An 11746-nucleotide genomic window follows, 5' to 3' on the forward strand; every position below is an offset into this window, starting at 1 on the left:
TTCCCGTAGTCTCCTGCGTGCAGACGTCGGTGCCATGCGTGGTGCCACGGTGAGGGGAAGGGGCGGCGGTGTTCGCAAGGGGGACGCGGTTGCTCGCGGGCGCCATGGCCGTGGCCTGTCTGGTGCTCCTCGGTCCCAGCGCACCGGTCGGAGCCCTCCTGGCCAGGCCGCTGCCCGCCGGCGCCGCCGACGGCGTCGTACCGAACCGGGTCATGACATGGAACATCTGCAACCCCTGCGAGGTCAGCAACGTCGACCGGGCGGCGGACATCGCCACCTACGCGCCGCAGGTCATCGGCCTCCAGGAAGCGTGCGTGCGCGACGTCGAGCAGATCCGGGCCTACCTGCGGAGCCTCTACGGGCTGGCGTACCACGTCGAGTACGGGACCGTCCTGCGCAAGCGCAGCCGTTGCGGCGGAACGCCGTGGAACCCGGGAGCCTTCGGGCAGGCGATCCTGTCCGCGGCACCGATGACCGACCGGGTCAGCGTGGAGTACCCCGACGGCGGTTCCGAGGACCGCGGGTACCTGGCGGTCACCACCGTGGTGGGCGGCCACCCGGTGCGGGTCTTCAACACCCACCTCGCCCACCGGCGTCAGCAGCCGGTCCGGGCACACCAGACCGGAGTGCTCGCCGCGGCCGTCGAGCGCCACGACCGCGCGATCGTACTGGGCGACTTCAACGCCGTGCCGGACGCCTCCGAACTCTCCCCGCTGTGGGCACTGGCCGCCGGTTCGGACGCCGAGTGCCGCCCGTCTCCCGCCGCCGCCACGTGCGAGCCGACCACCGACTGGAACAGCCGGTTCGACTACGTCTTCCTGCGCGGCATCGGCTCGGTCGAACAGCACGTCCACCCCACCACGTACTCGGACCACCACCTGTTGCACACGGACGTGGTCCCGGCCCGGGACGCCTGAGCCGGCCGGGGACTACGACGCGGACGGGGCAGCCGGCCGAGGGCCGTGCCCGTCGCCGTCGGCGGGGATGCCCAGCCGGCCCGCCACGGTGGTGAGGGCCGCTCCCAGGGGGACCGAGACCCGGGCGAGGGCGTGCCGGTCACCCCGGGTCGGGTCGCGGTTGACGATCAGCACCGGCTTCCCGGCCTCGGCCGCCTGACGGACGAAACGCAGCCCGGACATCACCGTCAGCGACGAGCCCAGGACCAGCAACGAGGCCGCCTCCCGCACCAGCGTCCGGCAGTGCTCGACGCGCCCCGGCGGGACGTTCTCGCCGAAGAAGACGACGTCCGGTTTGAGGACGCCGCCGCAGACCGCGCAGGACACCACCCGGAAGTCGCCGACCTGTTCGTCGGTGAGGTCGGCGTCACCGTCCGGGTTGATGCCCGCGGCCACCGGGTCGAAGCCCGGATTGGCCTCCTCGAGCCGCCGGGCGAGTTCCCGGCGTGGGCTGAAGGCGCCGCAGGTCAGGCAGACGACGCGGTCCAGGCTGCCGTGCAGCTCCACGACGTCCGCACTGCCGGCCGCCTGGTGCAGGCCGTCGACGTTCTGGGTGATCACGCCCGAGAGCAGGCCCCGCCGCCCGAAAGCGGCCACGGCGCGGTGCCCGGCGTTGGGGCGGGCACGGCCGAAGGTGCGCCAGCCGAGGTGGCTGCGTGCCCAGTACCGGCGCCGGGCCAGGGGATGGGCGGTGAAGTCCTGGTACGTCATCGGAGTGTGCCGGCTCAGGCTTCCGCCCTCGCCCCGGTAGTCGGGAATGCCCGACTCCGTCGAGATGCCGGCACCGCTGAGCACAAGCACCCCGCCGGCTCCCACGGCGTCGGCGACCGGCCGCAGGTCCGTGGTGCCCGGGGGCAGGTCCTCGGCGGGGGTCCAGCTCAGAGTGGGGCGCATGCGCATGCGGCAAGGGTACGTAACGGGCGGCCCGGGCAGGGCCCGGCGGGACGGCCGCGAGGTGAACGGCGCCGTCGTCCGCACTCCACTGCGCGATCGGACCATCCCCGGGGCACTGCCGGACGGTCCGCGCGGGCACGATGAACGGCTCGGCTTGCTGTACTGCAAGTAACAAGATCACAGTTGGTCTACACCCCTCACGGAACCCGTCGAGGCGGCTCCCCGTTTCCGTGCGTTCGTGACCCCGAGTGCGCGGGCGAACACAGAAAGAAGCCGATGAATCCGTCGTACGACCGTCTCGGGCAGGCGCGCGAGGACTACGAGACCCACCTTCGGACCTGCCGTCAGTGCGAGGCGGACGGCGCGAGGTGCGCGGTGGCCAAACACCTCAGACGCCTCTACAACAACCTCCTCAGATCGGCGTGACCCGTCAGTCGATCCGCACGACGAACTTGCCCCGCACGCCTCCCGCTTCCAGCGCCCGGTGGGCCGCCCCGATCTCCTCGAGCGGGAACACGGTGTCCACGACCGGGCGGATCGCGCCGTCCGCCACGTGGGCCGCCAGGTCGTTGAAGAGCCCGGTCCTCGGGTTGCCGCTGAAGAAGCGCACCCGGCGGCGGCCGTGCACGGTACTGGCCAGGAGGTAGCCGAGGGAGGCGACGGGGCGCTCGACGTCGAAGGCGATGGACACCATGCGGCCGCCGGGAGTGAGCAGCCGGCGGTGGGCGTCGAGGTCCTTGCCCACGGTGTCGAGCACCACGTCGTACCGGCCGAGGCCGGCCGGGCCGGTGGCACGGTAGTCGTGGACCTCGTCGGCGCCGAGGTCACGGACGAGGGCGAGGTTGTCCGCGCGGGCCAGCCCGGTCACGTGCGCCCCCATCGCCTTGCCCAGCTGGACGGCGACATGACCGACGCCGCCCGCGGCGCCGCGGACGAGAAGGCGCTCGCCGGGGCGCAGCCGCGCCTTGTCGCGCAGCGCCGTGATCGCCGTGGTGCCCGCGGGCAGCGCCGCCGCCTCGACCAGGTCGAGCCGCTGCGGGACCCGGCCCAGCTGACGCGGGCGGACGGCCACGTACTCGGCGGCGCTGCCGAAGCCGGAGGCGCGGGGCATGATGCCCCACACGCGGTCGCCCACGGCGGGCCCGGTGACGGCCGCGCCGAGCGCGACGACCTGTCCGGCGAAGTCGAGTCCCGTCCGCTGGGGGAACTTCCGTCCCGTCACCAGGCGCACGCGGCCCGCGCGGGCCAGCAGTTCACCGCCGTTGACGCTGGTCGCCCGGACCCGTACCAGGACCTCACCGGGTCCCGGCGCGGGCTTCGGCGCCTTCCCCACGTAGAGCACCTCGGGACCGCCGAAGCGGTCGTACATCACGGCTCGCATCATCTCGGACACTGTCTGCACCTCGTTCGTCATGGCTCTCGCCGTCGAACGTACGATGCCAAGTGGAGGGGGGCGTCCACTTGTACCGGAGGTGAGAGGGATCGACGGGAAATCCTCTCGGTTGCGCGCCGACGCGCGGCGCAACCGGCAGCAGATCCTGGAAGCCGCCCGGGAGGTCTTCGCCCGGGACGGCGTGGACGTGCCGATGGCGGTCATCGCCCGCAGGGCGAACGTGGGCGTCGCCACGCTCTACCGGCGCTTCCCGACCCGCGACGACCTGGTCCGGGAGGTGTTCGCCGAGCAGGTCGAAGCCTGCACGGCGGCGCTGGACGAGGCGCTGGACGACCCCGACCCGTGGCGCGGCTTCTGCCACGTGATCGAGAAGATCTGCGCCCTGCAGGCCGCTGAGCGGGGCTTCACCACCGCCTTCCTCAGCGCCTTCCCGGAGCGGGCCGCGGACCACTCGCGCCGCCGCCTGGACGGGGAGCGCGGTTTCGCGACCCTCGTCCGACGGGCACAGGGAGCAGGGAAGCTGCGGCCGGACTTCCACCCGTCCGACCTCACCGTGGTGCTGCTCGCCAACAGCGCGCTGTCCGGGACACCCGACCCCGAGGCCGCGTCCAGGCGGCTCGTCGGCCTGCTCCTCGACGCCTTCCGCGCGGGCCCCGCACGGCAGGCACTGCCGCCGCCGACCGGCCTCGGCCTGACGCACCTGCATGCTCCGGCGTCGTAGGCCCCGCGGCCGGGGGAGGGGCCCGGCCCTTCCCTACGCCGCCGGTCGGCCCGCCCGGCGCAGAGCCAGCACCGCGTTGTGCCCGCCGAAGCCGAAGGAGTTGCTCAGGACGAGGTCGCCCGAGCCCGGCAGGGTCCGCGGTTCGCCGCGTACGAGGTCCAGATCGACCGCGTCGTCGACCTCGGCGCAGCCGACCGTGGGAGGCACCACCCCGTGGTGCAGGGTGAGTACCGCGGCGACGGCCTCGACCCCGCCCGCGGCACCCTGGAGGTGTCCCAGGTGGCCCTTGAGCGCCGTGACCGGCACCTCGCGTCGCCCCAGCACGCCGCGCACGGCCCGTGCCTCGGCGAGATCGCCGTCGACCGTGGCCGTGGCGTGCGCGTTGACGTGGACGACGTCCTCGACGCGGGCCCCGGCGTCCCGTACCGCCCGCCGCAGCGCGAGCGCGATGCCGTCGCCGGACGGATCCGGCGCCGCGACGTGGTGGGCGTCGGCGGACAGTCCCCAGCCGGCCGCCTCGCAGTAGATGCGCGCCCCGCGGGCACGGGCGTGCTCCTCGGACTCCAGGACGAGTATTCCCGCCCCCTCCGCGTTGACGAAGCCGTCACGGTCCTTGGCGAACGGGTGGGAGGGCGAACCCGCCGACGGGTCACCCTCGGCCAGCGCCCGCATGGCGGCGAAGGACGCCATGATCGCCGGTGTGACCACCGCCTCGGCACCGCCCGCGAGGGCCACGTCGACCCGGCCGTACCGGATGCGGTCGACGGCCTGCCCGATCGCCTCGGTGCCGGAGGCGCACGCGCTGGTGACGGTGCGCGCCTCGCCGGTGATGTGCAGGTCGAGCGAGACCTGCGAGGCGGCCTGCGAGGGGACCGACATGGGCGTGGTGAGCGGGGAGACACCGCGCGGCCCCTTCTCCCGCAGCTTCCGGTCCCCGCCGACGAGCACCGACGCGTCCCCGAGGATGGCGCCGAGGCTCACTCCGACCCGCTCCGGGTCGAGCCCGCTCTCGCGGGTACCGCCGTCCTGGTAACCAGCGTCGGCCCAGGCCTCGCGCGCGGCCAGCACGGCGAACTGGGCGGCGCGGTTCATCCGGCGCGCCGCCTGCCGGGGCAGCAGCCCGGCCGGGTCCACCGGCACCGTCCCGGCGATCCGCACCGGCAGCCCGTCGAACTCCTCGTCCACCAACTCCCGTATGCCGTGCCGTCCTTCGAGCAGCCCGTGCCACAACTCGCCCGTGCCGATGCCCAGCGGGGTGACGGCGCCGAGCCCGGTGACGACGACGCGCCGCCCGCCGGCCGCCAGGGCCTCCCGCGCGGGACGCGGCTCGTGCCGTACGACGTCGCCCTCCCGGTCGGCCCCGGCGGCCCACCGGCGTACGTCGGCGTCGGTCACGCCGGCGTCGGCATCCTGTGCCGTGTCGCGGTGCCAGGCGCCCCAGCGGCGGACGTACGTCACCTGCCGGGCCCGCGGGTCGACGGCGCGGAGGCGGGTCACCCGGTCCCCGTCGTGGAATTCGACGTCGTCGAGGGCGGGCGAGCTCACCAGCGGCACCGCGGACACGTCCAGCCGCCGCCCGGCGACGGTCACCCGCTGCTCGCGCCGCAGTTCCTCCTCGTGGTCCACCCCGCCCAGCGGCGGCCGCAGCGCGACCAGGATCACCTCGGGGGAGGCGGGCTGGGTGTGCGTGACCACGTACCACCGGTTCGCGGCCGCGTCCTCGGGGGACCGGGCGAGCAGATCGCCGGGGACGACCTCGGCGGCGGTGACCGTGTAGGGGCGTATCGGTACTTCAGGCGTTTCGGGGCAGTGGGTCATGTCCGAGCATGCTCTCTTTGGTCCGAACTGTCGTACTGGAAGCGCTTATGAGTGTTCTGTACGAAGTGCGAACCGGCCATTGTTGAACTCAGGACATGTCCGTTTTGCTCCGGTATACCGGTCGGGTGACGCGCGACACAGTGGACAAGTCACCGGCTACGTAAGGGGGTTGACCCCACGGAGCTGGTCTGTGCGAAACGTCACGAAACCCGTCCTAGGCGGAGGCCTCCGCCAGTCGGTCCAGCCGTGTGCGATGAGCCGGTGTCAGGTGAAGACGCTCGGCGGCGAGGTTCTCCTCCAGGTGGTCGATCCGGGCAGTGCCGGGAATGGGGAGGACGACCGGGGAGCGGCCGAGGAGCCAGGCGAGCGCGACCTGCGTGGGGGTGGCGCCGGTCTCGGCGGCCACGGCGGCGACCTCGGCCCTGCTTCCCGCGTCCCCCCAGGCGACGGGGCGCCACGGCAGGAAGGCGATCCCCGCTGCCGCACAGGCGGTGAGTACGGGCTCGTGCTCACGGTCCAGCAGGTTGTAGCGGTTCTGCACACTGGCGATGTCGACGATGCGGCGGGCCTGCTCGAGTTCGCCGACCGTGACCTCGGACAGCCCGATCCGCCCGATCTTGCCTTCGGCCCGCAGCTCCCGCAGCGTCCCGAGCTGGTCGGCGAGCGGCGTCTCGGGATCGACGCGGTGCAGCTGAAGCAGCTCGATCCGCTCGACGCGCAGTCGGCGCAGCGCGTGGTCGACCTGCTCCCGCAGCACGGACGGCCGCCCGTCGAGCTGCCACTCGCCCGACGGCCCCGAACGGGCGACGCCGACCTTGGTGGTGACGAGCAGACCGTCCGGATAGGGGTGCAGAGCCTCGGCCAGCAGTTCTTCGTTGGTGCCCCCGCCGTACAAGTACGCGGTGTCGATGAGCGTGACACCCAACTCGACGGCCCGCCGGGCCACCGCGACGGAGGCCGCACGGGCCGGGCCCGGCCCCGTCGGCAGGTGCATGGCCCCGAACCCGAGCCGCCGCACCTCCAGGTCCCCGGTGATACGAAACACAGTTGCCGTCACGTGCGGTCCCTCCCCCTCGTCCGAAGCGACCCTAGGCGGCCTTTCGCGACGGGGGCGGGGCTTCGGGCGGGACGGGAAGCGTCCGTCCCACGCGGGCCAGCGGGGACAGGGCCATCAGTGCCGGCGACAGCAGCATGCCGGCCGCGGCGGCCAGCAGGCCGGTGCGCGTCCCCCACACCTCGGCGAGACAGCCGCCGAGCAGCGAGCCCAGCGGGGTCAGCCCCATGCCGACGAAGGTGATCGTCGCGGCGGCGCGGCCCTGCATCCCGTCCGGAGTGACGGCCTGCCTCACGGCCATGACCGTGACGTTCACCAGCTGGCCGAAGGCCCCGAACACGAGGTTGACCGCGACGAGCGCGGGAACCGTCAGGGCGGAACCGCCGTGCAGCGCGGGCACGAGCAGGAAGACACCGTCACCGATCGCCGCCGCGGACACGAGGACGGCGCCGTAGCCGAAGCGGCCGGGCAGCCGGGTGGCCAGCAGTGACCCCAACAGGGCGCCAGGCCCCGTCGCCGCGAGTACCAGTCCCATGGCGGCGCCCGACAGGTGCAATTCCCGTGGCAGGTGCAGGAGGTAGACGGTCATCACGGCCGAGAGGAAGAGCTGGAACGCGGCCGACGCCAGGCAGACGGCCCGCAGCCAGGCGTCGCCCGCGACGAAGCGGAGGCCCTCACGGATGCGCCGCCGGACCCGGGCAGGTCCTTCCGGGCGCTCCGGGACGGACTCGTGGCGGCCGATCCGCCGGATCGACAGGAAGGACAGCGCGAAGAAGACGGCGCCGGAAGCGGCGGCCACCGGCACCGACAGCGCGGACACCAACGCGCCGCCGAGGGCGGGACCGCCGGTCTGCGCGGCGGACCGGCTGCCCTCCAGCGCGCTGTTGCCGCGCACCAGCTGGTCGCGCCGCACCAGCCGGACCAGCGACGCCTGGTACGCCACGTCGAAGAACACGGAGAGAGCCCCGACGGCGAAGGCCACCACGAGCAGCGCCGGCAGACCGAGCGCGCCGAGGAGGCCGGCCACCGCGGCCGCGCCCAGCGCCAGTGCCCGCCCCGCGTCCGTCAGGACCATCACCGTGCGGGTCCGCCACCTGTCCACGCACGCGCCGGCGACGAGCGACAGCAGCAGGATCGGTGCCTGCCCCACCGCGCGCAGGACGCCCAGCTGACCGGCACCGGCATCGAGCGTGAGGACGGCGAAGAGCGGCAGAACGACCAGCGTCGCATGCTCACCCAGCTGGGAGGACGTCTGGCCGAGCCAGAGCATGCGGAAGTCGCCGTCCCGCCACAGACGCGACGCGGGAGACCGACCGGATTCGGACGTGGTGGTGGAGGAAGTGCACGGCACGGAGGACCCCTCGGAGGACCGAAGACGAGACCCGCCGACCGGCGCACGGCAGGTGCGCCGGCTGTTTCAGGCAGCGGGAGAGGAAGGCTCGCTGTGCCGCGTGGTACGAGCAGCACGCGATGACAGGCCGATCACGGCCTCGAACGTCAACGCGTGCTCGGACGACCGACCATGCTCCGCTCCTCCCGGTCACTCCCGGCGCACACCCTAACTCGCCCACGCCCGTGGCCGCTTGACCTCGAGCGGACTTGAGCTTCTAGGTTCGTTCCAGAGCCGCGGGAACCGACCGCCGGCACCGTCCGAGGAGATTCGCCATGGCAGAGCGCACAGCCCCCGTCGAGATTCCCGACCGCTACCGCTATGCCGTGATCCCGCACATCATGGTCGACGACGCGGCCGCCGCGATCGACTTCTACAAGCGAGCCTTCGACGCCCACGAGGAATTCCGGATCGAGGCTCCCGGCGGCGGCGTCCTCCATGCCGAGATCACCGTCGGACGCTCGGCCCTGATGCTGGGAGACGCCGGTGCGGGCGGAGCGGAGTTCGGCGACTTCCTCTCACCGGCCGCGCTGGGCGGGGGCACGTCGGTGACGCTGCACGTCTTCGTGCCGGACGTCGACAGCCTGGCGGGACGCGCGGAGGCCGCGGGTGCCGAGATCCTCCAGCCGCCGACGGACATGTTCCACGGGGATCGCACCGTGGTCCTCAGGGACCCCTCGGGGCACATGTGGGTCTTCCTGACCCATGTCGAAGACGTCTCGGAGGAGGAGCTTCTGCGCCGCCTGGCCACTGCCGGGTGACCGGTCTGCTCGCACCGCGCCGGCCGGCGCGGTGACGAGGGGGTCAGCGGGCCTTGGGGCCGTCCTGGACGGGGTCGGGCAGTGCGAGGGCGGTGTGCGCCGGGCGTCCGGCGGCCGGCGGCGAGGTGGTGAGGGCGCGGAGTCTGGCGTTGCGCCTTTCGAGGGCCGCGGCCGTGGTGGGGAAGAGCGCCGCGTCGCCGTCCGCGACCTGTGCCTGGTTCAGTTCGACGAATCCGCGCAGGTCCCTCTCGTAGGCGGCGAAGGCCGCGGTGTGGTCGCGGTGCGCGGCCAGCGAGGCGGCGAGCACATAGGCGCCGACGAGGGCGAGGCTGGACCCCTGCCCGGTCAGGAAGGACGGGGCGTGGGCGGCGTCGCCCAGGAGCGCGGTCCGGCCACTGGACCAGCGCGGCATGCGGACCTGGCTCACGGTGTCGAAGAACGGGTCGCTCGCGCGGCGCATGGCGGCGACCATGCCCGGGATCTCCCAACCGGCGTCGGCGAACGTGGTGGCCACGAGGTCACGCTGGGCCCGGGGGTCACGGAGCACGTCGTGCCCGGGCTCCGGGCCGGCGAAGTTGAGGAAGGCGTGCACCTCGTCGGCGTCCTCGACGGCGTAGAGCGCCGCGGCCCTCCCGGGGGTGTTCCACATGAGTACCTCGTGGGAGAGACCGAAGGTGTTGGGCATGGTGAAGACGGTGAAGCAGTACCCCAGATAGTGGTGGAACCGCTGCTCGGGGCCGTACACCAGCTCCCGGGTACGGGAGTGCAGCCCGTCCGCGCCCAGGACCAGGTCGAAGCTGCGCCGGACGCCGCTGCGGAAGGTGACGTCGACGCCGTGCTCGTGTTCCGTGAGCACTTCGACGGAGTCGTCGAACACGAACTCCACCTCGTCACGGACGGCTCCGTACAGGGCTCGGGCCAGATCGCCGCGACGCACCTCGACGTCACGTCCCTCGACACCACCGGCCACCACCTGGGGATGGACCACCGCCGCCTCGCTGCCGTCGGCGTCGAGAAAGGTCACCCGGCGCGACTCGACATGCGCCTCCCGGAGCTGCGGCAGGATTCCCATCCGGCGGGCCACCTCCACCGCGGTGCCGCGCACGTCGACCGGATACCCGCCGGCGCGCAGTCCGGCGGACTTCTCCACCACCGTCACCGCGAATCCGTACCGGCGCAGCCAGAACGCCACGGCGGGGCCCGCGATGCTCGCTCCGGACACCAGGACGGTGCCCTTCGTCGCCGTTTTCATGACCATGTGTCAGCTCTCCTTGCTGTGACGAGTGATGGGGCCGAGGCGGGTGGTGCTCCGTACGAGCATCACGGCCAGCACCGCGGCGGCCGCGAACGCGGCGGAAGCGATCGTGACGTAACCGAACACACCCGTGGCCGAGTTCGTCGTCTCCCCGTCGACGACCACCGACGTCGACTCGAGGACGGCGGCACCCACGAAGTTCAGGACCACCGAACCGATCGAGACCATGACCATGACCAGGCTGGAGACGATGCCCTGCCGTTCGGGGGGAGCCAGGCTCCCCGCCATGTTGAATCCGGACGTCCCCAGCGCTCCCACCGTGACACCCAGCAGGAAGCCGCAGCAGAGCGCGACGGGAAGCCGGGACACCCCAGCGAACATCCCGACGGTCACCACCGTTCCGAGCACGATGGCGCCGGCGAGGGTCCGGGCGGGTCCCATGCGTGCGGCGAGCCATCCCGCCGACGGGCCCCCGAGCGTGACGCCGAGTCCCGGCGTCGCCAGGAGCAGCGCCACCGACCCCTGGCCGGCCAGTCCGTACCCGAGCCGCTGATCCGCCGACACGTCAGCGATGAGGGGGATGAGCTGCAGCACGCTCTGGTACGAACCCGCGGCGAGGAAGACCACGAGGAGCGTGAGCACCAAGGGGCCACCGAGGTTCCTGACGTCGATCAGCGGGTCGGGCTTCCGGCTGGAGACCAGGAACCACCTGGCCAGTGCCCCGACGCCGCCGACGAGGAGGGCCAGCGGCCCCGGGGTGAGCCAGCCGAGGTCCGAGCCGAGGCTGACGTAGCCGAGGACGCCGACGAGACCGCCGCCGAGAAGGAGGGCACCACCGACGTCGAGCCGGCCCGGTGTCCGCTCCGGGGCCTCGGGGAGGACGTGGTGCACGCAGACCGCCATCGCGGCCGCGACGAGGGCCGACACGAGGAACAGGATCTGGAAGCCGAACTGCTCGGCCAGGTCCTCGATGACGAAACGCGAGGCGATGTTGAGGACCGCGGAGCCCGACGTCACGATGCCCACGACGATCATCGCGATGCGGGGCGCGCAGAGGCCCCGGACCATCGCCACGGAGAGGAAGACCGTGGCCAGGGACGCCCCTTGCAGCACACGTCCCGGCACGAACAGCCAGAGGCTGGGCGCCACGGCACACAGCAGGGCCCCCGCGCAGCTGAGGAGCAGTGCCAGGACCAGTACCCTGCGCCTGCCGTGGAGGTCGGCGGCCTTCCCGAGCAGGGGCGCCCACATCACACCCGCCAGCATCGCGGTGGCGTTGAGCCACGCCGCCTGGTCGGTGCCGAAATGGTCGAGCATCTCCGGGAGGACGACCAGCGGCGCGGTGACGGCCGAGTCGACCACGAAGTTCACCAGGGCCAGGACGGTCACCAGGCCGACGAGCCGTCCGCTCCACCTCGTGTGCCGTCCGGCCTCCGTAGGTGCGGTATCCGTGCTTCCGGTCCTGCTCTGCTGCATGGCTGGCTCCTTGTCGGAGGTGCTGCGG

Annotated in this window: 10 protein-coding genes; 3 read left to right on the top strand and 7 right to left on the bottom strand. The window is 72.8% G+C overall.

The annotated features are described in order from the left end of the window. Positions 1 to 104: 104 nt before the first annotated feature. Entirely contained in the window at positions 105 to 917 is an 813-nt protein-coding gene (locus tag AMK11_RS16175) for an endonuclease/exonuclease/phosphatase family protein (RefSeq protein WP_073727961.1), read from the top strand. 12 nt (positions 918 to 929) lie between these two features. Here the strand turns inward: AMK11_RS16175 and AMK11_RS16180 are convergent, their stop codons facing one another. Further along, on the bottom strand, positions 930 to 1856 hold the full coding sequence (locus AMK11_RS16180; RefSeq protein ID WP_073727609.1) for an NAD-dependent protein deacetylase: 927 nt from the start codon (positions 1854 to 1856) through the stop codon (positions 930 to 932). Positions 1857 to 2280: 424 nt separating this feature from the next. Continuing rightward, the gene (locus AMK11_RS16185) at positions 2281 to 3264 is read right to left on the bottom strand and encodes an NAD(P)-dependent alcohol dehydrogenase (protein ID WP_241846988.1); all 984 of its coding nucleotides are present in this window, start codon (positions 3262 to 3264) and stop codon (positions 2281 to 2283) included. Between the two features lie 88 nt (positions 3265 to 3352). On the opposite strand from AMK11_RS16185, the gene AMK11_RS16190 reads away from it, so the two are divergent. Further along, positions 3353 to 3964 (top strand): TetR/AcrR family transcriptional regulator, encoded by a 612-nt coding sequence (locus tag AMK11_RS16190; protein ID WP_073727611.1) that lies wholly within the window; start codon positions 3353 to 3355, stop codon positions 3962 to 3964. 33 nt (positions 3965 to 3997) lie between these two features. Here the strand turns inward: AMK11_RS16190 and AMK11_RS16195 are convergent, their stop codons facing one another. From AMK11_RS16195 to AMK11_RS16205, 3 genes are all read right to left on the bottom strand, one after another. Then, a complete protein-coding gene (locus AMK11_RS16195) occupies positions 3998 to 5782 on the bottom strand; it encodes a beta-ketoacyl-[acyl-carrier-protein] synthase family protein (RefSeq protein ID WP_073727613.1) in 1785 nt (594 codons plus the stop codon). A 214-nt stretch (positions 5783 to 5996) separates the two neighbouring features. After that, on the bottom strand, positions 5997 to 6839 hold the full coding sequence (locus AMK11_RS16200; RefSeq protein WP_073727615.1) for an aldo/keto reductase: 843 nt from the start codon (positions 6837 to 6839) through the stop codon (positions 5997 to 5999). A gap of 31 nt (positions 6840 to 6870) precedes the next feature. Beyond that, on the bottom strand, positions 6871 to 8187 hold the full coding sequence (locus AMK11_RS16205) for an MFS transporter (RefSeq protein WP_073727617.1): 1317 nt from the start codon (positions 8185 to 8187) through the stop codon (positions 6871 to 6873). A gap of 314 nt (positions 8188 to 8501) precedes the next feature. On the opposite strand from AMK11_RS16205, the gene AMK11_RS16210 reads away from it, so the two are divergent. Continuing rightward, the gene (locus tag AMK11_RS16210; protein WP_073727619.1) at positions 8502 to 8987 is read left to right on the top strand and encodes a VOC family protein; all 486 of its coding nucleotides are present in this window, start codon (positions 8502 to 8504) and stop codon (positions 8985 to 8987) included. A gap of 43 nt (positions 8988 to 9030) precedes the next feature. On the opposite strand, the gene AMK11_RS16215 is transcribed toward AMK11_RS16210, so the two are convergent. Both AMK11_RS16215 and AMK11_RS16220 read right to left on the bottom strand, forming a co-directional pair. Next, positions 9031 to 10245 carry an FAD-dependent monooxygenase gene (locus tag AMK11_RS16215; RefSeq protein ID WP_073727620.1) on the bottom strand — a complete coding sequence of 405 codons (1215 nt, stop codon included), beginning with the start codon at positions 10243 to 10245 and terminating at the stop codon, positions 9031 to 9033. A 3-nt stretch (positions 10246 to 10248) separates the two neighbouring features. After that, a complete protein-coding gene (locus tag AMK11_RS16220; protein ID WP_073727622.1) occupies positions 10249 to 11718 on the bottom strand; it encodes an MFS transporter in 1470 nt (489 codons plus the stop codon). Positions 11719 to 11746 lie beyond the last annotated feature (28 nt).

Source organism: Streptomyces sp. CB02414, from assembly GCF_001905385.1.
In the GTDB taxonomy this organism is placed as follows: Bacteria; Actinomycetota; Actinomycetes; order Streptomycetales; family Streptomycetaceae; genus Streptomyces.